Source organism: Longimicrobiaceae bacterium (assembly GCA_036375715.1).
In the GTDB taxonomy this organism is placed as follows: domain Bacteria; phylum Gemmatimonadota; class Gemmatimonadetes; order Longimicrobiales; family Longimicrobiaceae; genus DASVBS01.
The window spans coordinates 1-21,109 of sequence record DASVBS010000065.1; the positions used below are offsets into that span (position 1 = coordinate 1).

At 67.0% G+C, this 21,109-nt stretch carries 19 protein-coding genes and 1 other RNA gene; 3 read left to right on the forward strand and 17 right to left on the reverse strand.

Going from position 1 to position 21,109, the window contains the following annotated elements:
* The 6 genes from sucC to VF167_13500 form a co-directional block, all read right to left on the reverse strand.
* On the reverse strand, window positions 1-851 hold an 851-nt coding region (gene sucC / locus VF167_13475; GenBank protein HEX6926426.1), incomplete at its 3' end, for an ADP-forming succinate--CoA ligase subunit beta.
* Window positions 852-1,128: 277 nt separating this feature from the next.
* Window positions 1,129-3,813 carry a UPF0182 family protein gene (locus tag VF167_13480; protein ID HEX6926427.1) on the reverse strand — a complete coding sequence of 895 codons (2,685 nt, stop codon included), beginning with the start codon at window positions 3,811-3,813 and terminating at the stop codon, window positions 1,129-1,131.
* Window positions 3,814-3,816: 3 nt separating this feature from the next.
* Window positions 3,817-5,193: a phosphomannomutase/phosphoglucomutase gene (locus tag VF167_13485; GenBank protein ID HEX6926428.1), complete on the reverse strand. Its 1,377-nt coding sequence runs from the start codon at window positions 5,191-5,193 to the stop codon at window positions 3,817-3,819.
* A 40-nt stretch (window positions 5,194-5,233) separates the two neighbouring features.
* On the reverse strand, window positions 5,234-5,638 hold the full coding sequence (locus tag VF167_13490) for a RidA family protein (protein HEX6926429.1): 405 nt from the start codon (window positions 5,636-5,638) through the stop codon (window positions 5,234-5,236).
* Between the two features lie 13 nt (window positions 5,639-5,651).
* Window positions 5,652-6,665: a D-glycero-beta-D-manno-heptose-7-phosphate kinase gene (gene rfaE1, locus VF167_13495; protein HEX6926430.1), complete on the reverse strand. Its 1,014-nt coding sequence runs from the start codon at window positions 6,663-6,665 to the stop codon at window positions 5,652-5,654.
* Between the two features lie 131 nt (window positions 6,666-6,796).
* A complete protein-coding gene (locus VF167_13500) occupies window positions 6,797-7,651 on the reverse strand; it encodes a hypothetical protein (GenBank protein HEX6926431.1) in 855 nt (284 codons plus the stop codon).
* Window positions 7,652-8,082: 431 nt separating this feature from the next.
* Between VF167_13500 and VF167_13505 the strand changes: the two genes are divergently transcribed.
* Window positions 8,083-10,386 carry a CDC48 family AAA ATPase gene (locus VF167_13505; protein ID HEX6926432.1) on the forward strand — a complete coding sequence of 768 codons (2,304 nt, stop codon included), beginning with the start codon at window positions 8,083-8,085 and terminating at the stop codon, window positions 10,384-10,386.
* Window positions 10,387-10,488: 102 nt separating this feature from the next.
* On the opposite strand, the gene ssrA is transcribed toward VF167_13505, so the two are convergent.
* Window positions 10,489-10,865, reverse strand: a transfer-messenger RNA (tmRNA) gene (gene ssrA, locus VF167_13510).
* A gap of 418 nt (window positions 10,866-11,283) precedes the next feature.
* Window positions 11,284-12,279 (reverse strand): tRNA dihydrouridine synthase DusB, encoded by a 996-nt coding sequence (gene dusB / locus VF167_13515; GenBank protein HEX6926433.1) that lies wholly within the window; start codon window positions 12,277-12,279, stop codon window positions 11,284-11,286.
* Between the two features lie 208 nt (window positions 12,280-12,487).
* Between dusB and VF167_13520 the strand changes: the two genes are divergently transcribed.
* Entirely contained in the window at window positions 12,488-12,940 is a 453-nt protein-coding gene (locus tag VF167_13520) for a PTS sugar transporter subunit IIA (protein HEX6926434.1), read from the forward strand.
* A 16-nt stretch (window positions 12,941-12,956) separates the two neighbouring features.
* Window positions 12,957-13,316, forward strand: coding sequence for a C4-type zinc ribbon domain-containing protein (locus VF167_13525; protein HEX6926435.1), 360 nt, complete (start codon window positions 12,957-12,959; stop codon window positions 13,314-13,316).
* 57 nt (window positions 13,317-13,373) lie between these two features.
* Here VF167_13525 and VF167_13530 read toward each other — a convergent pair whose 3' ends face one another.
* From VF167_13530 to VF167_13570, 9 genes are all read right to left on the reverse strand, one after another.
* Window positions 13,374-13,877 (reverse strand): hypothetical protein, encoded by a 504-nt coding sequence (locus tag VF167_13530; protein ID HEX6926436.1) that lies wholly within the window; start codon window positions 13,875-13,877, stop codon window positions 13,374-13,376.
* Between the two features lie 120 nt (window positions 13,878-13,997).
* Complete coding sequence (recO, locus tag VF167_13535; protein HEX6926437.1) at window positions 13,998-14,792, reverse strand: DNA repair protein RecO; 795 nt, start codon at window positions 14,790-14,792, stop codon at window positions 13,998-14,000.
* Between the two features lie 6 nt (window positions 14,793-14,798).
* Window positions 14,799-15,794 (reverse strand): hypothetical protein, encoded by a 996-nt coding sequence (locus VF167_13540; protein HEX6926438.1) that lies wholly within the window; start codon window positions 15,792-15,794, stop codon window positions 14,799-14,801.
* A 4-nt stretch (window positions 15,795-15,798) separates the two neighbouring features.
* Window positions 15,799-16,320 (reverse strand): bifunctional nuclease family protein, encoded by a 522-nt coding sequence (locus tag VF167_13545; GenBank protein ID HEX6926439.1) that lies wholly within the window; start codon window positions 16,318-16,320, stop codon window positions 15,799-15,801.
* Between the two features lie 86 nt (window positions 16,321-16,406).
* Window positions 16,407-17,588 carry a methionine adenosyltransferase gene (metK, locus tag VF167_13550; GenBank protein ID HEX6926440.1) on the reverse strand — a complete coding sequence of 394 codons (1,182 nt, stop codon included), beginning with the start codon at window positions 17,586-17,588 and terminating at the stop codon, window positions 16,407-16,409.
* Window positions 17,589-17,639: 51 nt separating this feature from the next.
* The gene (gene ptsP / locus VF167_13555; GenBank protein ID HEX6926441.1) at window positions 17,640-19,424 is read right to left on the reverse strand and encodes a phosphoenolpyruvate--protein phosphotransferase; all 1,785 of its coding nucleotides are present in this window, start codon (window positions 19,422-19,424) and stop codon (window positions 17,640-17,642) included.
* Entirely contained in the window at window positions 19,425-19,694 is a 270-nt protein-coding gene (locus VF167_13560; GenBank protein HEX6926442.1) for an HPr family phosphocarrier protein, read from the reverse strand.
* Complete coding sequence (locus VF167_13565; protein ID HEX6926443.1) at window positions 19,694-20,443, reverse strand: PTS system mannose/fructose/sorbose family transporter subunit IID; 750 nt, start codon at window positions 20,441-20,443, stop codon at window positions 19,694-19,696. Before VF167_13565 ends, VF167_13560 begins: the two co-directional genes overlap by 1 nt.
* Window positions 20,440-21,108: a PTS sugar transporter subunit IIC gene (locus VF167_13570; GenBank protein HEX6926444.1), complete on the reverse strand. Its 669-nt coding sequence runs from the start codon at window positions 21,106-21,108 to the stop codon at window positions 20,440-20,442. Before VF167_13570 ends, VF167_13565 begins: the two co-directional genes overlap by 4 nt.
* Window position 21,109 lies beyond the last annotated feature (1 nt).

Genomic DNA, 21,109 nt, shown 5'->3' on the forward strand with positions numbered 1-21,109 from the left:
GACCCACCGATGTCCAGGAAGTTGGCCGGCTCCCCGCCGTAGTACTTGACCAGATCCATGGTGGCCATCGCCAGGCCGGCTCCGTTGACGCAGCAGCCGACGTTGCCGTCCAGCTTGATGAAGGTGAGCCCAGCCTGTCGCGCTGCCACCTCGGAGGGCGCCTCGGCGCTCTCGTCGCGCAGGGCCTCGATCTCCGGCCGACGGAAGAGCTCGTTGTCGTCGATGTTCATCTTCGCGTCGATCGCCTTCACCTCGCCGTCAGGCGTGACGATCAACGGGTTGATCTCCGCCAGCGAGGCGCCCGAGGCGAGGAACGCCTCGTAGAGCTGGCTCATGATCTTCGCGGCGGCACGCTGCTGCCTGGCGTCGTCGTAGAGCTCCGTGGCGAGCCAGTAGGCCTGGTGAGGCAGAAGCCCGTAGCGCGGGTCGACGGCGAGCTTGCGGATCGCCTCGGGATTGGTGGCGGCGACCTCCTCGATGTCGACGCCACCCTGTGCCGAGACCATGAAGACCGCGCGCTTGGAGGCCCGATCGACCACGATGCCGACGTAGGCTTCCCTGGCGATGTCCTCAGCCGGTGTCACGAGCACCTTCTGCACCGGGAGGCCCTTGATCTCCATGCCCAGGATCCGCCGGGCGTGCTCGGCAGCCTCTTCCGGCGAGCGAGCGAGCTTCACGCCGCCTGCCTTGCCGCGTCCCCCCGCGTGTACCTGGGCTTTCACCACCACCGTCCCGCCATACTGACGGGCCAGCCTCTCCGCCTCCTCCGGCGTCGCCGCGACCTCCCCGGGCGGCACCGGTATCCCGTGCGAGCGAAGGATCTCCTTCGCCTGGTACTCGTGGATATTCATTCGGCTCCTTGGTAGTTGAGCAGACGGCCGCCGGCGCTCACGCTCCAGGCCGTTCGGGATCTACATACGCACGCCGCCACCTGGTCGCGGGCGGCGGCGTACTGCCGGCCGCTCGAGGCAGCGCGGCTGTGCCCGTGTTTCCGCTCCGATGCGCCCGAGATGGGCCGCTGCGGACCACGCCGCGAAGCGGATCCCGCGGCAACGCTAGATCGCAGGGAGCGATAGAAACCGCGCAATGATAATCCCTGGCAGGGGGAGCGGCAAGCGGCGGCTGGACTTAGGGATCGGCGGTAGAATCGGCTTCGGCGAGCAGTTGCTTGAGCGCTCTCCAGCTCTCGCCGAAGCCCGCCCAGTCGCCCGCACGCAGTCGCGCTTCGGCCTGTTCAACCAGCCTCCGGACGCGCTGGATGGAGGGGTCGCTCCGAGGGCCGGTGGGCTGCGGAGGCAGGGTCACAACCGGCTGCGGAGGAGGCGGCGTAGTCGCCGGAGCATCCTCGCTGAAGAGCGCCGAGACCGCTTCCTCCAGCGTGGGACGCATCACCACGTTCCGTCCGCTCGAGAGGATCACCCGCTCGAGCTGAGGGGTCGCCGCCTGGTTGGCCTCCAGGAAGAGGGGCTCCACGTAGATCAGCGTGCTGTCCACCGGGACGACCAGGAGCCGCCCTCGGATCACCTGGCTTCCCCCCTCCTTCCAGAGGGAGAGCTGCTGCGAGATCTCGGGATTCTGATCGATCTGCGCTTCGATCTGCTGCGGCCCGGGGACGACCTCCTCGCGGGGAAGCTCGAAGAGATACAGCTCACCGTACACGTCCGAATCGTTCCTGGCTATGAGGAGCGCCGCCAGGTTCGGACGGCCGCGGGCGGAGAGGGGGAGGGTGAGCAGGAACTCAGGTTCGTCAGTGCCGGGCAGCGGCAGCGTGGCGTAGGTCGCCCCCACCTGCTGCTCCTGTGCGCGGTAGATCTCCATGGACGCTGCCCAGACGTCCTGGCGCGCGTAGAAGAGGTTCGGATCACGCAGGTGGTAATCCCCGAGGACGGCGGCCTGCAGCTCCAGCAGAGGCGCAGGATAGCGCAGGTGGGCGCGGAGGCCCTCCGGCATGGAATCCAGCGGCTCCAGCAGCCCGGGAAAGAAGCGCGCGTAGGTCCGCAGGATCGGATCGTCGGGATCGACGACGTAGAGCCGTACCTCGCCGGTGATCGCGTCGACCGTGGCCTTGACGCTGTTGCGGACGTAGCGGACCTGGAGGTCCTCCAGAGCCCCCCGCCGCGACAGCGGGAAAGAGGTGGTGGCCGTGTACCCGTCCACGATCCACACCACGCGGCCTTCGTGGATCACGGGAAGCAGCCCGCGGGTCGGCAGCAGACGCAGAAATGGAGCGACACGGTGCACGCGGTCGGCGATAGAGCGACGGTAGACCAGCTTGCTCCCCTGCCCCACGCTGCTCGACAGCAACAGGTTGCGGCTCTGGAACGCCCAGGCGAAGACCAGCTTCCGCCAGAAGGACGTGAGGGGGATCCCCATCGGCTCGGCGTCCGGCTCCACCACCACGTAACCCAGTGTCCGCTCGCCGAAGTAGATCTCCGGCTGCTCGATCTGCAGTGATAGCGGCGCCCCCGAAGCGAGGCTCGGCGGGCCCAGGTCGCGGACGTAGTAGACGGGGCTCCCGTCTTGCGCCATCGCCGCCATGGAGGCCACCACCACTCCCTGCCCGCTGACGTAGGTCAGGTGCAGGTTCTGCCAAGTCTGCGCGGTGCTGGGAAGCGCGCTCGGATCCAGCTCGCGCACCCCGATGGCGACCTGCTCCCCTTCATAACGGTCCGGATGGACGGAGGAGAAGGTGTAGTACGCGTAGAGGGCTTCCTTCTCGTTGAAGGTCGTATGCAGCGGGCGGGGGTCCCAGAGGGGTGCCTCCGAGATGGCCCGCAGCACCGCCGAGTCGGACGGCGGGGACGAACCCCCGTACGGCAGGCGTGCGGTGCGCATGTCGTCGAGCTGGTACGCACGACGGGTGAACTCGATGTGCCGGGCGATGTACGGGCGCTCCCGAGCGGCCTCGTTCGGCTCCACCACCAGTTTCTGCACCAGCGCTGGCACGACGATTCGCGACAGGACGCCCGCGGCGACCAGGACCGCCAGCGAGATCAACGCGATGTGACGGCGGTCTCGCCAGAGCCCCACCAACACTGCCCCGGCCGTGGCGACAGAGAGGAGCGACATCACCAACAGGCCCGGCTGGCGGGCGTGCACGTCGGTGTAGCCGATCGCCCCGCTCACCCCGTTCCCCGAGAGGAGCAGCCCGTAACGATCCATCCAGAGGTCCCAGGCGACGATCACCAGGAAGATCGCCGCGAGGACCCCCAGGTGCCGGAGGGCGATCTGTGAGAACTGGAGCTGGCCGCCAGCGATCTTGATTGCACCCGTCACCGCGTACGCGGAGACCACCAGGATCGCCGCCCACGCCACCAGCAGGCCGCAGAGCACCTGGAGCTGGTCAAGGATGGGCAGCACGAAGACGTAGAAGGAGACGTCGTGTCCGTGGAAGGGATCGTTGAGGCCCCACGGCGAGTGGCGGAGGGCCGCGAGCACCGCCATGGGATCGGAGATGCCGGCTGAGAGCCACCAGCCTGACAGGCCCGCGATGAAAAGGAGGACGGCGACGATGTAGGGCTGTGGGAGTTGCTCGGCGATTTCGATGTTGCCGACCCGGCGCCGCACCCGGATCGCCCCGAGCGTTCGCGTGACGACTGCGAGGTTGATGTAGATGCCGACCGCGAAGAGCAGCGCCAGGGTAACCCGGACGGCCACCGTGGCCGTCCAGCGCACCCAGAAGACGCCCTGCATGTTCAGCGTCCGGTACCAGAGCAGGTCCTCCACGAACTCCGCCCCCAGGCGCCCGCCCACCAGGACGAGCACCAGCAGGACGAAGCCGATGACCGCGATCCGGCGCCGGCGCGGCATCATTGGTCAGGTGCTGATACCCTGGTCCCGGAGCCAGCTCTCCATCTGGTCCCGGATCTCCCCGAGCCGCTCAGGGGTGCGGGCCTCGAACCGTCCCACCAGAACCGGCTCGGTGTTCGACGCGCGGATCAATCCCCACCCGTCGCCAAACAGCACCCGAGCACCGTCCACGTCGACGACCTCGTAGGAGCCGCGGAAGTGCTCCACCGCCCGCCGCACGATATCGAATTTTTCTTCTTCGGTGGTGGCGTAGCGGAGCTCCGGGGTCGAGTAGTACCTGGGGAACTCCTGAAGCCTCTGTGAGAGCGGCTGCTCCATGCGCGAGAGAATGGAGATGAGTAGCGCCGCGGCATACAGCGCGTCGTCGAAACCGTAGTAGTCCTCGCCGAACATGATGTGGCCGGAGAGCTCGCCCGCCAGGGGCGCGTTCTCCTGCTTCATCCGCTGCTTGATGAGCGAGTGCCCGGTCGCGGACATGATCGGAACTCCGCCGGCGGCAGAGAGCACTTCGGGGAGCGCCTGCGAGCACTTGACGTCGAAAACCACCTTCTGACCCGGTCCCTTGCGTTCCAGCAGGTCAAGGCCAAAGAGCAGCACGAGGATGTCGCCCCGCACGATCTCCCCCCGGTCGTCGACGGCGCCGATCCGGTCGGCGTCGCCGTCGAAGGCGATGCCGAGGTCCGCGTGGGTCCGCCGCACCTCAGCGATCAGGTCCTGGAGATTGGCATCCACCACCGGATCGGGGTGGTGGTTGGGGAAGGTGCCGTCCGATTCGCAGTAGAGCGGCACGACCTCGACCTGGGGACCCATCGCCCGCAAGAGGTCGACGCCCACCAGGCTCCCGGTGCCGTTACCGCAGTCGAGCACCACTTTGACCGGACGCTGCACGGGGAACCGCTTGGCGACCGACTCGATGTACTGCGGCATCATGTCGCGCCGTTCCGTCGTCCCCTCCCCGCTGACGAAGCCCTCCGACTCGATCAGCGCTCTCAGGTCCTGGATCGCCTGTCCGTACAGCGACCGGCCGTCGATCGTGAGCTTGAAGCCATTGTACTCCGGAGGATTGTGCGAGCCGGTCACCTGGATCGCGCCGTCGGTGCCGAGCTCCGCCGCCGCAAAGCTGAGCACCGGGGTGGGTACGGTCCCGACGTCGATCACGTGAATGCCGGCGGCCACCAGACCGCGACGGATCCCGGCTGCCAGGTCGTCGGAGGTCACGCGGTTGTCCCGCCCGAGCGCAGTCGTGTAGCCGCTGCCGCCTCCGCGTCGACGGACCAGCATGGTGCCGAAGGCGCGACCCAGAGCCTCGGCAAAGCCGGTGTCGAGATCGCGCCCGACCACACCACGGATGTCGTACTGCCGAAAAACGTGAGGATTCACCATGAAGGTTACCAGAATTCCCGAGAAGGTTGGAGGAGTGTGATCAGCCCTGGCTCCCGCTCTCAGGGACGGCGGCGACGAGCTCGATCTCTACCGCCACGTCCCGCGGGAGCCGGGCCACCTGCACGGTCGCACGTGCGGGGCGGTGGTCGACAAAATAACGGGCATAGACTTCGTTCATCGCCACGAAGTCGTTCATGTCACGCAGAAAGACGGTGGTCTTGAGGACCGTGCTGAACGACGCTCCGGCCGCTTTCAGCACCGCCCCCAGGTTCCGCAGCACCTGTTCGGTCTGCTCGGCGACGCTCTCTCCCACGATCTCTCCGGACTTCGGATCGAGCGCGATCTGACCGGCCGTGTAGAGGACGCCCCCGTGCACGACCCCCTGGCTGTAGGGCCCGATCGCGGCCGGCGCGTCGGGCGTCTGGATCACCTGCATGGACGCCATGCCACTCCTTTGCTCAGGATAGCGATTCGATGAGTTCGCGGACCTCTTCCCGCAGCTCCTCCGGACTGACCGTGGCCACCCCTGGCTTCCCGACTTCGATCCCCGCGGCGACGTTCGCCATTACCGCCGCTTCCTGGATCGAGGCCCCCGCCGCGATCGCCACCGCGACGCAGGCCGTGACGGTGTCGCCCGCCCCCGAGACGTCGTAGACCTCCCGCGCCACGGTGGGGATGCGGAAAGTGGCCGACCCGGCCGACTGCAACGCCATCCCCTCCTCACCGAGGGTCACGAGCAGGTGCTCGCACCCGAAGCGCTGCCGAGCGTCCTCCAGCCAGGCGTCGTCATGGGGCCGGATCGGCACACCGAGCGCGGAGGTGAGCTCGAAGGCGTTGGGCTTGAAGACCGTGGCGCCCCGGTACTCGAAGATGTGGCGAAACTTCGGATCGACCACGACCGGGATTCCCCGCTCCCGAGCAGCCTCCATGGCGGCGCGGATCACAGCCGGGGTGAGGACCCCCTTGTTGTAATCCTCCAGCACGATGACATCGGCCGCGCGGGCGCTATCGCGAACCAGCTCGCAGAGCTCGTGGGCGGCCTCCGGCGGCAGATCCTCTTCCGCCTCCCGGTCGAAGCGGACCACCTGCTGCTTGCGGGCCATCACCCGCGTCTTGGTGGTGGTCGGCCGTTCCGCGTATTCGACGAGCAGAGGACGAACCACGCCACTTCCGAGGACGGCGAGCGCCTCCCGGATGGCCCGGGCACCGGCGTCACGACCCACCACTCCGAGCACATCGCAGTGTGCCCCGAGGCGAACCACATTCGCCACCACGTTCGCCGCGCCACCCAGCGCACTGCGCTCCTCCTGCACGTGCACGACTGGCACCGGAGCCTCGGGCGAGATCCGGGAGACGGTTCCGCTCAGGTAGACGTCCAGCATGAGGTCCCCGACCACCGCAACACGGACGTGTTCCGCCTGCTGGAGGATGGTGTCGAGGCGCTCGGCACTCAGCGGATGGGTCGGCGACATGGCGGCAATACGGACTGCGGCAGAGGCTTCGATCAGAGGCGGCGAACCGCCGCCAGCGAGCCGCGGAATGTACCCCGGGGGCGAGGGAGTGTAAAGGCGCAGCCAGCGCCGATTTCCGCCCCTCCAGGCGGTCATTCTTCGGAGATCAGGAGCTCCAGCAGATCGAGCAGGCGGCGCTTCTCGCTCGACGGGAGGCGCAGAGGGACCTCGATGCGCGCGGCGGCGTTCCCAGAGAGAGGGACGGTGATCCGGTTCACCGGGACTTCCACCCGACCACCCGCGCTGGAGCGGGGTGCCTCCACCCGGCCCGCACCATCTGGGCGTGCGGGCGGCCGCGCGTGCGCCTCGGGGAACTCGCGTGGAACCGGGTGAGACGGCGTGGGGATCGCGCGGATCGCTTCCCGCGTCGCTCCGGGGGCGTCGAACAGGTCCGGGGCCTCCTCTGCTCGGGGCCGTGGCGGACGCGCTGCGGGGGCGGCGGTGCCGCGGCCATCGGTTCGCTCAACCCACCGGATGCGTGTCGGGCGGCCGCGCCGGCCCTGGACGTATTCGCCAAGCCCCGCGAAATCCACCAGCCGCCCGAATGCCGCCGCCCCCTCGCGGCGATTGCTCTCGCTCCCGCCGTGGCCTCGGGTGGCCCAGAACGCCTCGATCCAGCGCACTTCGGTCTCTACCGGCTGGCCCCGGTCGGCGAGCGCGTCGATCACTTCCCGATACGGCGGATACGCAAGGACGGCCCGCCGCAGCAGCCGCCGCCGCTCCTCCGCGCCCCCGAGGGCGAACTGTTCCCCCAGCGCAGTCAGCCCGCCGTGCAGCGGCTCCACGAACCCCAGGGCCGCCGCAGCCGCAGCCGTCCCTTCCACCGCCTTCGGCGAATCCGCTGCGCTGCGCAACTGCTCCGCGCTGCGGCCCCGCGCCCGCGCCTCCAGCCATTCGCTCAGCGCCAGAGCATCAGTGCGATAAGGTAAGACGGACGCGTCGCTCATATTGAGTTTCTCTGGCGTATACTTCGGCGCAAACGACATGACATGCTATTTAGTGTGGCGCCCGGGGAACGGCAAGGCCTTGTTGACCCCGGCGCGGCCGGCTACTTCCTCGGCGTCGTGGCCGGAAGATGGACGGCGGAAGCAGGAAAAGGACGCGCCAGGATTGCCTGGCATGCAAGGGGCGCGGCCCCTCCTTGGTGCAAGATCGGCGCACGTCGCGCAGGTCCCTCATAAAATCCGGACGCCAGACGACGCCGAGGCAATCGCCCTTAGCGTCAAGGAATAGATGTTAGGTAGCCTAATATTCTGGCGTCACGCCATGCTATTCCGGTGTGGAAAACAGTGTGGAGAACCGGTGCGGAGGGCCGCACGAAAATTGCTCGCTACCCGCGCGGCATAGTTCACCTCAGAGAACTAGGGAAGCGACTGCGATGGCCGAGAGCGAAGAGCGGGTAGTCCGGCTCCAGGTGGCCGGCACGAAGCCGGAAGATGCCGGCAAGGGGGTGGCCCGATTGGGACGCCGCGCGTTCGAGACGCTGGGGATCCAGGAGGGGGAGATCATCGCGATCCAGGGAAAGCGGCTCACAGCCGCGATCGGCCTCAACCCCTACCCCGAGGACGTCGGCGTGGAGGTCATTCGTCTGGACGGCCTACAGCGCGCAAATGCGGATGTCACCATGGGCGACATGGTGGAGGTGCGGAAGGCGGACGTCCGTCCGGCGCGGCGGATCACCATCGCCCCCGGACAGAAGAACGTGCGGCTCTCCGGGTCGCCGGAACTGCTGCGTCGCACGCTCTTCCGCCGGCCGCTGGTCGCGGGCGACCACATCTCCACCGCCGTCTACCAGCGCACCCTCAGCCCCTCCGCCGCCGGTCGGTACCCGGAGGACATCTTCAAGACCTTCCTACAGCAGCCTGCCTTCGCACTCCAGGAGATCCGGCTGATCGTGGTCTCCACCCTGCCCCGCGGCATCGTGCAGGTGGCGGAGGACACCGAGATCGAGCTCCTCCCGGAGTACACGGAGCCGGAGGAGATGCGTCGCACAGACGTCACCTACGACGATATCGGAGGTCTCGGCGACAGCATCGAGCAGGTGCGGGAGATGATCGAGTTGCCGCTGAAGCATCCGGAGCTCTTCAATCGGCTGGGGATCGATCCGCCCAAGGGGGTCCTTCTCCATGGTCCACCAGGCACCGGGAAGACGCTCCTGGCGCGGGCCGTCGCCAACGAGGCCGACGCGGAGTTCTTCAGCATCGCGGGCCCGGAGATCATGGGGCGCCACTACGGGGAGTCGGAGGAGCGGCTTCGGGAGGTCTTTCAGCAGGCCCAGGAGAAGGCCCCCTCCATCATCTTCATCGACGAGATCGATTCGATCGCCCCCAAGCGCTCCGAGGTCACCGGAGAGCTCGAGCGACGGGTCGTGGCTCAGCTACTCACCCTCATGGATGGCCTGCAGCCGCGCCAGAACGTGGTGGTGATCGGTGCCACCAACCGCGTGAACGCGATCGACGAGGCACTCCGGCGACCCGGCCGCTTCGACCGCGAGATCGTCATCGGCGTGCCCGACCAGCAGGGACGGCGGGAGGTGATCGCCATCCATACGCGCGGCATGCCGCTGGCCGAGGACGTCAGCATCGACGAGCTGGCGCGCGTCACCTTCGGGTTCGTCGGCGCGGACCTCTCGGCCCTCACCCGGGAGGCCGCCATTGAGGCGCTGCGCCGTACCCTGCCTCAGATCGACCTCGATCGCAACGAGATCCCGCCGGAGGTGCTGGAGAACCTGCGGGTCTACCGGAACGACTTCCTCAACGCTCTGAAGCGGGTCCAGCCCTCCGCCATGCGGGAGATCATGATCCAGGTTCCGGACGTCTCCTGGGACGACATCGGGGGCCTCGACGAGGCCAAGGAGACGCTGCGCGAGGGGATCGAGCTCCCGCTCAAGCACCCGGAGGCCTTCCGGCGGCTCGGTATCCGGCCCGCGAACGGATTCCTCCTCTACGGCCCCCCGGGAACCGGCAAGACACTGCTGGCGAAGGCGGTGGCACGGGAGTCGGAGGCGAACTTCATCGCCACCAAGTCCTCCGACCTACTCTCCAAGTGGTACGGCGAGTCGGAGCAGCAGATCGCCCGCCTCTTCCAGCGAGCGCGCCAGGTGGCGCCCACGGTGATCTTCATCGACGAGATCGACTCGCTGGTCCCGCAGCGCGGCGGGATGCTCGGCGAGCCGGCGGTGACGGAGCGGGTGGTCAACACCCTGCTGGCGGAGATGGACGGGCTGGAGGAGCTTCGCGGCGTGGTGGTGATCGGCGCCACCAACCGTCCCACGCTGCTGGACCCGGCATTGCTTCGCCCGGGACGCTTCGACGAGCTGGTCTACGTGCCTGTGCCCGGGGTCGAGGGGCGCCTGCAGATCCTTAAGATCCACACCTCCGGGATGCCGCTGGATGACGACGTGGACCTGCAACGGCTCGCCGACGCCACCCGCGGGTACACCGGCGCCGACCTCGAGGACCTGGTGCGTCGCGCCGGATTGCTCGCCCTGCGGGAGAGTCTCGAGATCGAACGGGTGCCGATGCGCCTCTTCGAGGCCGCGCTCAAGGACACCCGTGCGTCGGTGACTCCGGAGATGGAGAAGGAATACGAAGAGCTGGCGGATTCGCTGAAGCGCGAGTACCCGCGCGGTCGCACGATCGGATTCCAGGCCGCGATGGAGGCTGCGGCGGCGAGGAGCTGAGCGTCCGGTCCTTGTCCACTGCCCTGCACCGCGCGACCCCGCCACAGCGGCGTCGGAGGCCACAAAAAACCCGCGCCTGGAGCGTTCCCAGGCGCGGGTTTTCAGTGGAGGTGAGGGGAGTCGAACCCCTGTCCGCCTATCGATCCCTCCCGGTATCTACGTGCGTATCTCGCTGTTCCTTTCTCCTCGCCCGTTCGTCGGCCAGCGAGCGGCCTCTCACGAGCCAGCCATGTAAGTCTCACTCATCCGGTCATGGCCCCGGAATGAGCCAGGCTCGAATTTGCGACGCCTGCCGCCCCGACTCGAGCGGGCCTGAACGACAGACGGGTGCGAAGGAACCGCCTATGGGTTCGACTTACGCAGCCAGAGCGAAGTTATCGTTCGCAGTTACTGATAGATTCCGCTTATTTTACGAGGCACTCGGAGACCTCGGCACGCAACCAGGACTTCACAATACGCGTCGAAGCCAGGTCACCCCCAGTTGTCAAACAGCGTCAAACAATCTAGCGAAAGAAGAGCCACGAGTCAAGGTCCGGAAGCGGCTCGACGCGGGGCTTAAGTCATTGTTCTGCAAGGCCTTTTTCGATGTGCCGCTCGGTACGGCACGTGACCGGCCCGTAAGGGCGCCCCTTGCGGGCGCAAGCAGGACAGAATCCGCGTTCCGCCTCGTCAACCGCTGCTTTCTCGTGCGCGCGGCCACAAGGCTGCCACAAGGGGCGACCCTACAGTTGGATTTCGCGCAGGGCGCACGAAGCGCGAACCGAAAGGCCGCGTCAAGTGCCAGCGCCCACGCGGGATCCTTCGCTGGCCTCAGGATGACGGGGTCTGGCTTCAGGATGCCACGGTCGGACTCGGAACGGCAACGAGCCCCTGCGGCGTCGTGGCACGTCCGGCGCCCTACGCCGCCACCCCCAGCTCCTGCTCCTCGTACGCCCGGAGGAGCGCTTCCGCCTCCTCCAGGCGGGTGACCGAGAAGAGCTCCTGGCGGAGCATCCGGCCGTTGGGCAGGCCCTTCGTGTACCAGCCCAGGTGCTTGCGGAACTCGATCATCGCCTTCTCTTCGTCCCGCTCGTAGGCGATGGCGAGCTGCGCATGCTCCCGCACGATCCGGAAGCGCTCGGCCACGTCGGGATCGGCGGGCACCGGCTCACCACTCAGCGCGGCGCGCGCCTGGCGGAAGATCCAGGGAGAGCCGTGCGAGCCCCGCGCGATCATGATCCCCGCACAGCCGGTATGCTGGTGCATCCGGCGGGCGTCCTCGCCCGTCCACACGTCCCCGTTGCCGATCACCGGGATATCCAGCGCCTCCACGACGGCTGCGATCTCGTCCCAGTTGGCGCGACCCCCGTACATCTGCGTGCGCGTGCGCGCGTGCAGGGTGAGGACCTCGGCTCCGGCGTCCTGGCAGCGGAGCGCGATCTCCACGGGATTGCGCATCTCCTCGCTCCAGCCACTGCGGACCTTCACCGTCAGCGGGATGGAGATCGCCGCCCGCACCGAGCGGATGATCCTCTCGACCAGATCGAGGTCGCGCAGGCACCCGGACCCGCCGTTGCGGTTCACGACCTTTTTCACCGGGCAGCCGAAGTTCAGGTCCAGGAAGTCCGGGGCATACACCTCCTCGACCAGCGCCGCCGCTTCGGCCATCGCCTCCGGGTCGGCCCCGAAGATCTGGATCCCGATAGGCCGCTCCGCGTCATCGAAGCGCAGATACTCGTGGGTGCGGCGGTCCCTGCGCCGGATTCCCTCCGAAGAGACAAACTCGGACACCACCACGTCCGCCCCGAAGCTGCGGCAGAGTCGCCGGAAGGGCGACTCGCTCACACCCGCCTGCGGAGCGAGGTACAGGGGTACGCGACCCGAGCGAAGCTGCTGAAAGAAATCCAGGTGCATCCTGTAAATATAGCCTCGGTGCAGGGCTATCTCAACCTCGCCCACGCCCAGCGAAGCCGCCTCCGCAGCCTTGTCGGCGCACGGCTCGAAAGTGTCTAACCCGCGTTGCGGCGCGGGATTGCTTTGACACAATCCGAGCAGGGGCGTACATTCCGAACTCCAACTTTTGAACTGCTACCGTTCCGGCGACCCCGGGAGGATATTGCACATGGAGCTTCGGGAATTTTTTACGGAAGACGTTGTACAGCTCAACCTGCAAGGGGAGTCGAAGGATGAGGTACTGAAGGAGCTGATCGGCGTCCTCGGCCTCGACGAGAAATCCGAGGGCATCCTCTACAAGATGTTGAAGCGGCGAGAGAATCTGGGCTCCACCGGGATCGGCAAAGGGATCGCCATTCCCCACTGTCGATCCCTGGTGGTCAACCGCCTGCGAGTGGCCTTCGGCCGCAAGCCCTCCGGGCTGGACTTCAAGGCGATCGACGAGCAGCCCGTCTACTTCATCTTCCTCATCGTCGCGCCCCCGCTGGAAGTATCCAATCAGTACCTCCCCGTTCTCGGCAAGATCGCGCAATTTTCGAAGGAGCCCGACGTGGCCGCCCGGCTGCGCGAGATCCAGAGTCCGCGTGAGTTCCTGTCGCTGCTCGAAGAAAAAGGCATCTGAGTCCCTGGAGGAAGGCATGAATCCGCAGTTGGAGATGCTCCTGGAGATCCAGGATTTGAAGTCGCAGCGACGGGAGCTGGAGCAGCGAACCGAGGAACGGGAGGTGGAGGAGGGGCTCTTCGCCATGCAGGTCGACAACGCGCTGCAGGAGCTAACTCGCAAGATCGAGGAGATGGAAGCGGCGCTCGACCCCCGGGTCCAGAGCCGCTATCGCCGGCTCGCGGGACGACGCGGAAGGGTCGTGGTCCCGGTGATCCGGGGGATCTGCTATGGCTGCTTCGTGTCGGTGCCGACCGCGCTCGCCTCCGATGCAGAACGCAACGAGGAACTTCGCTTCTGCGAGAGCTGCGGCCGTTTCCTGTACCTGATCGACTGACCCGCTGGCCCCTCGCGAAACGAAAGAGGCCGGTCCGTGCATCGTCGCGGACCGGCCTCATTCATTGCCGAACCAGGGAATGATCGTGCGTCGTCTCCTCGGATTCAGTACGATGATTTTTCGAGTCTGGGGCTCGGGTTCGCCCCGAATCTCGAGCTGACAGTAGTAGACTCCCGAGGGGAGTGGTTGGCCGGCCTCGTTCCTGCCATCCCAGTGCGCGATCTTCCGCCCCGGCTCATGGAAGGCCAGGTTGATGATCGGCATCCTGCCACCGCGGTCCTCGTCCACCAGGTCCGGAATTGCGACCACCTGGCGCAACGGATTGAAGATCCGCAGTGAGACGACGACGCTGTCCCGATTCTGGAACAGATCGCCGTGGAGCGTAAATGGGATGTACGTTTCCGAGCTGACCGGGTTCGGGTAGTTCGGCTCGAGCTGGAAGGTTCGACCGCGCTCCAGCGGCGGTGACGATCTCAGCTCCTGCTCCTGCGCTCCGGCCGGCGGCGAGAGGGAGCCGGCGAGCAGCACCAGGATGAGCAGAACAGACCGGGTGCGCCCCATCGGCACCTCGCTGTTCGCGGGTAAATACTTGCTGCGCTATGACCATGCGCTTGATCGGTGTTACGGCGGCGGCAGCGGTAGACCTCCGCCCGCCAGTATAGAGACGCCGATCAGGTAAGGTCAAGGAACAGTTGAAGATTCGGCGTTCGTGCCGCCTCCGGCCGCACCGCCCTGGTGGGGCAGCAGCTCTACGAAAAGGTCCAGCGACCGAAGCCGGTGCTCTGCCGAGAGATGCGCCGTCACGAAGGCCCTCAGCAGGGCACGATGCAGTCCCCAGTCCGACCCTGCGTCGACCGCGGGAACTCCCTGGCACATCCGCGCGAGCTCATATCGGGACCGCGCATCCACCATGCGGCCCTGCGGACGGCACAGCGTACAGGCCACCCCCCCGGCCTCGACATCGAAGCGGCTCGCCTCGTCTCGCCCGATCGGACGCCCGCATCCCGCGCATGCATCCAGCCGCGGCTCGAATCCGAGTCGCGCGACGAGCTGCCAGACCGCCGCCAGTGCCACGCCGGCCGCCGCGTCCTCATCGACAGAGCCCAACCGGTCCAGCTCTCGGACGAGGAGATGAAAGAGCTCCGGATCGGCCTCGGTGGTGGCGAAGCGTAGCGCCAGCTCCGCCAGCAGGGACGCGCCAGCGAAAGAGACGAGGTTCCTCCCCAGCGACTGGCGACTGCGCAGCAGGTCGAACCCGCTGAGCGTGTGCATCTCGCGGCCGTCCTGGAGGTGGAACTGAACTCTCCCTTCGGTGAAGGGCTCGAGCACGCCGCCAAAACGGCTCTTGGGACGCATGGCCCCCTTGGCAATCACCGTACGCAGCCCATGTCGCTCACAGAACAACTTCAGGATGCGACTGGTGTCGCTGTACGGAAACCCCTGAAGAATCAGAGCCCGATCGTCTACCCGAGACACTTCGAATCATCCTGACGCAGGCGTTGCCGGCGCAGTCGAACGGCGCGAAGAACGGGCACGAGCGGCGAACCAACTCCCCGCCAGCAGAACCAGGAGCGCGGCGCCCGCCCCGGCGGCCTCGGGCGAGATCGGTGGAGTCAGAGGGGCGTCCCAACGCAGCGCGATCTCCGAACCGGCCTCCAGCCCCGTCACTCCGTACTGCACGAACCGCTGACCCTGCACCTCCACCACTTTGGTCGTGGCCATCCCCTCCACCTCGAGGCTCGGAGACGGTTGCCCGACGAAGACGTGGAAGGTGTCGGTGGCAGTGCCGAGCGGAAGCACGGCCTCCTCCAGCTCGGGCGGGATCCGGTAGCGGATGAAGAGTTCCCGGTCGCCGGGGAGGATCGAGGAGAGGAGGAGAACCCGGTCGCCCATGCGGGCCACCTCCGGTGCCGTCATCTCTCCCTCCCCCGCCTGGAAATCCGTGACCCCGGCCGGAAGCCGCATCTCCCAGGTCGGCATCCCGTCGGCGGAGACGAGCGTGCGGTCCGCCGAGTTGTGCAGCCGGATGATCTCGTTGGCCTCCCACCCCCCGGTCGTCTCGGGGAGGAGCACCATGTCGCGGCGCGCCACGCGGATGGCTCCCGGGAGCACCGAGGTCGTATCGTAGACCGCCACCGAGTAATCGGCCGGGACTACGCCCCCGTGCACCGGTTGCCCGAAGTAGCGCACGGTGTGGTACTCGGCCGTTACGAGGAAGACCTCGAAGGCGCTGGTATCCGGCGCCGGCAGGTCGAAGCTGAAGCGCCCCTCGCTGTCGGAGACCTGCGTTCCGATCGGCCCGGACTCCTCCGCGGTGACGCGGTGCAACGTTACCGGAACCGAGGGTACCGGCTCATCCTCGAGCAGGACGGTTCCCGTGAGGGTGCGCCCGGGCGTAGACTGCGCGAACGCGGACACGACAGCCATGAGAACGGCGGCGAAAGCCGCCGCCGCGCCGCGGAAAATCGAAGACTTCACGAAATCAGGGATTGAAGCGACCGAGGTCTTCCGGCTTGAGCTTGCGAAGGTAGTCCTGGAGCTGCTCCGCCGAGAGCGACGATCCCTCGCCGGGGCTGCGTGGGAACTGCGGCGTATCCTCCTCCGACACCATCTCGATCGGCGTCGGGCTGAGGAGCTCCTCCGAGGTGAACACCCGCGCCTTCATTCGCAGGGCGATCGCGATCGAATCCGAGGGCCGGGCGTCGATGGAGAAAAGCTCCGATCCACGCTGGATCACCATCTCGGCGTAGTAGGTGTTCTCCTGCACCTTGGTGATGACCACGCGCGTCAGCGCGCCGCCGAGGCCACGAATGAGGGAGGCCGCCAGATCGTGCGTGAGCGGGCGGGAGAACTTCATGCCCGCCAGCTCCATGGCGATGGCGCTGGCCTCCCCGGGCCCGATCCAGATCGGCAGCATACGATCGCCGTTCAGCTCCTGCAGGATGACGACCGGGCTTTTTGTTCCCTGGTCGATTCCGAGGCTCTGTACCCGTACTTCGATCATGGCGAGGCCCCTGTGCCGCGGGTTCCCGGATGGAGTGAGCGCGCCACCCACTCGGTACCGAGGATTACGGAGAATGTTTCCACCGATCAGCCCTTCACGATGGAGCGAAGGGCCTCCGCGCGGTCGACCTCTTCCCAGGGAAAGAGCCGAACCTCGCGGCCGTCCACGCGGCGCGCCTGCGGCTCGCGACCAAAATGGCCGTAAGACGCAGTCGCGCGATAGATCGGGTTGCGCAGGGCGAGGTCTTCGATGATCCCGCCGGGGCGGAAATCGAACACCTCCCGCAGTGCCCTGGAGATGGCCTCCTCGGCCACCTGACCGGTGCCGAAAGTATCGACCCGCACGGAGACGGGGTCTGCCACCCCGATCGCGTAGGCGAGTTGGATCTCGCAGCGCCGGGCGAGTCCGGCCGCAACCACGGTCTTGGCCGCCCATCGAGCGGCGTAGGCGCCGGAGCGATCCACTTTGGTCGGGTCCTTGCCGCTGAAGGCGCCGCCGCCGTGTCGGCCCATCCCTCCGTACGTGTCGACGATGATCTTTCTGCCCGTCAGTCCGGCGTCTCCGTGCGGTCCGCCGATTACGAAGCGTCCGGTCGGATTGATGTGGAAGGTGCAGCGACGCGCGTCGTAGAGTTCCGGGGGCATGACCGGATCGATCACCCGCTCGATCACCTCCCGGCGAATTCGCTCCAGGCTTACGTCGGGGGAGTGTTGCGTGCTGACGACCACCGTGTCGACTCGTACCGGTCGATCATCCTCGTATTCCACCGTGACCTGGGCCTTGCCATCGGGCCGCAGCCAGTCGACCTCTCCACTCTTGCGCAGCTCCGCCAGGCGGTACGTGAGCCGATGAGCGAGGAGGATGGGCGTGGGCAGGAGCGCCTCGTTCTCGTCCGTCGCGTAGCCGAACATCATCCCCTGGTCGCCCGCCCCACCCGTGTCGACGCCGGCCGCGATGTCCGGCGACTGTTGGCCGATCGTGGTCACCACCGCGCAGGTATCAGCGTCGATGCCGTAAGCAGCGTCGGTGTAGCCGATCGACTTCAGGATCCCCCGGACGATCGAGGGGATGTCGACGTAGGTGGTCGTGCTGATCTCCCCGGCGACCACCGCGAGCCCCGTTGTCACCAGCGTCTCGCAGGCGACCCGCCCGTGCGGATCGTGCAGCAGTATGGCGTCCAGCACGCCATCCGAGATCTGGTCGGCGATCTTGTCGGGATGGCCTTCGGTGACGGACTCGGAGGTGAAGAGGGCGCGGTTGTTGGGCACGAGATCCTCGGCCGCTGGTGACGATATTCGGCCGTTCGCAGCGGCCGGGAATCAAGGCGCGGAGATGCTCCAGGAACCGGTGAAGCGCTCCAGATCGACGTCTTCGCTCAGGGCGCGAGTCAGTCCCTCGATGACCTCATCGGCATCCGTGGCAAGCATGGCTTCTTCCGTGGCGATACGCGCACGCTCCTGGTTGACCGAGCGAATTACCTTCTTGATCTCCGCAAGAGAGGAAGGGCCCACGCTGAGCGAATTCACACCCATGCCGATGAGGAGGAATGCACCCAGGGGATGTGACGCCAGCTCCCCGCAGACGCTCACCTCACGGTTCGCCTCGATCCCCGCCTTGGCGATCTGGTGCATCAGCCGCACCACGGCCGGATGGAAGGGGTTGTAGAGGGCAGCCAGTCGGGAATTCCCGCGGTCGACCGCCAGCGTGTACTGCACCAGGTCGTTGGTACCGATCGAGAAGAAGTCGACGTACCGGGCGAGCTCCGCGGCCATCATTGCGGCGGCCGGCGTCTCCACCATCGCCCCCAGGGTGTAAGCGCGACTCACCGGCTGCCCTTCAGCGGCGAGCCGCTCCACCTCCTCGTCCAGGAGCTCGCGCGTGCGCGTCACGTCGGAGATGTCGTTCACCATCGGGATCATGATGCGCACGTCTCCCAGCTCCATCGCGCGCAGTAGGGCCCGAAGCTGTGTTCGGAACATCTGCGGCTCGTCAAGGCACACGCGAATCGCCCGCCAGCCGAGGAAGGGGTTCTCCTCCTTCGGCATGTGCAGGAAGGCCGGGAACTTGTCGCCGCCCAGGTCATAGGTGCGGATGATGACCGGCTTGTCGGGGAAGACTTTCAGGACCTCCCGGTAAGCCGCGAACTGCTCGTCCTCGGAGGGGAAGGAGTTGCGTCCCACCACGAGGAACTCGGTGCGGAAGAGACCGATGCCCTCGGCGCCGTGATCGGCGGCCGACTGAGCCTCGCCGGGGAGGTCGATGTTCGCCCGCAGCGCGACGCGCACGCCGTCCTGCGTCTGCGACTCGAGGTGGGCGAGCAGGAGCAGCTCCTGCTCCCACTCGCGGACCTGGAAGTCGATCTCGCGATATTTGCGCTTTTCCTCTTCCGTGGGATGGATGATCACCCGGCCGTTGCGGCCATCGAGGATGAGCTCGTCGCCGGTCTGCACCTCCTCGGAGAGATTGCCGAGGTTCACGACCGCCGGGATCTTCAGCGAACGGGCGAGGATCGAGTTGTGAGAGGTGCGGGTCCCGGTATCGGTCGCGAGCCCGATGACGCGTCCGACGTCGAGCTGCGCGGCCACGCTCGGGGTGACTTCACGGGCAACCAGAATGACCCGATCGTATCCGCCCAGGCTGTCCAGGTCCGGCCCGGGCAACCCCATCAGGTGGCGCAGCACCCGGCTCTGTACGTCGGCCAGATCGTTGAGCTTGTCGAGCACCATCGGGTGGGCAGTATGGGACCACTGCGCCTCCCACTCCAGCACGCGCCACTCGAAGGCTCGCTCGGCCGTGAGGTTGTTCTCGCGAATGTAGGAGATGGTGGATCCGATCAGGTCCGAATCCTCGAGCATCAGCAGCTGCGGATCGAAGATCTGCGCCTCGACCGGCCCGAGGGTCTCACGCGTCCGCTCCTGCAGGGCGCGGATCTGCTCCTTGGCGGCTTCGCACGCTGCGACGAAGCGCTCGACTTCCGCCTCCGTGTCCGACGGGGAGATCATCCCCCCGTGCGGGACCGGGGGGGCCTCCGTGCGGAGCACCCAGGCGGGACCGATGACGATCCCTGGGGAAGCGGCAATTCCGTCGCGGGTGCGCGACACCATCTATTCCTCCCCGAATCCGTTCGCGACCAGCGCCTGAAGTGCCTCCAACGCCTCGCCGCTGTCCTCGCCGGCAGCCCGGATGACGATGGTAGAGCCGTGCTCCGCCGCGAGCATCATCACCCCCATGATGCTCTTGCCGCTCACCTCCACATCGTCCTTTCTCACCCAGATATCGCTGGAGAACCGGTTCGCCAGCTTCACGAACTCCGCGGCTGGGCGCGCGTGGAGCCCGTATTTGTTGGCGATCTTCACCTCGATACTGCGTTCCATTACCGAATCCATTCGAAGACGATAGCGAGGAGCCAGGCGGTCGTGAGCACCGTTCCGAAAAGGAGACGGGCGCGAGGGCCCAGCCAGGCGCCGGCGACGATGGCTGCGGCCGCGGACACGATCGCAATCGGGTTCCAGTGTGAGTCCTGCAGCAGGTCGGCCGTGGCCACCGCCACTCCGAAGCCCCCGCACAACGCCCCCACGTCGCCCGAGCGCCGGGCGATCTTCTGGATCGGAGCGTCCCTCAGAATCCGGCCGACTTCCAGCCCGCAGGAAATCCCGATCTTCAATCCCCAGATCCGGATGCCGAAGTGCAGGATGTTGTAGGTTACCAGGAAGGCCGCGAGGACGAGCCCCCACGCCATCCCCGCCACTGCGAGTACCAGCCCGATCATCACCGTGGCGGGCTTCCAGGCCGTCCAGACCAGCTGATCGCCGATCGAGCCGAGTGACCCGCGGAGCGCGCTCTTGAAGCGCTGAATGATGATCGGGTCGGCACCTTCCGACTCCAGCCGCGCCACCGCGCCCACCGCCACGGTCGCCAGGTACGGGTGGCTGTTGAACACCTCCGTATGCCGTGACAGCGCCGCCCGGAAAGCCGCGGTATCTTCGGGGTAGATGTACCGCAGCACCGGGAGTATCGTGAACGCGAAGCCTGTCCCGATCAGCGTTTCGTAGTTCCACGATCCTTGCACCATCAGGCTGCGGAGAAGGACCCGCAGCGTCACGCTTCTCGGCAGTCTCGTCATCCCCGCAGGAGCACGAAGAGTAGTCCCGCCGCCACCCCGCTCAGGAAGAGGCGCACCCTGCCGGGGAAGATGCCGAATGTGGCCGCGAAGAGCCCCACCGCCACGGCACCGGTCGCCAGCCGCGCCACCTCCGGGGCGACTCCCCAGTAGTTCGCGGACACGGCAAGGAGGGCAGAGAGGCAGAGCATCCCCACCCCCACCAGCAACATTCCACGGAAGAAATCCAGCATTATGGCAGCGAAGTGCCTCAACTGGATGTGCTCCGCACGACCGCTGCCATCAGGTCCCGCCACCACCCGCACATTGATCTGGCGCATCACGCGCATCGTCTCCCCGCCCACCCACTCCCAGAGCAGCGCGAAGGCCACGGTGACCAGGAGCGCCCCGGGCACGCTCTCGGACAACGCATAGAGCGACCCCGCCAGCACCGACGCCGGGCCCCCCTCCGGGTAACGAGCCGCCCCGACCGGGAGTACGGCGAGATGAAAAAGCTCCAGCAGGACCCCTGCCGTCAGCCCCGCGAGCGGATCGCCGACCACCCAGCCGGCGAGCGTCGCGGCTACCAGAGGGCGCGAGACCATGATCTGGCCCACGCTGGTGCCATCCACGGCCATCCACCCGCCGAGCAGCAGCAGCCAGACGGTCGTCACCGGGCCCGGGAGCATC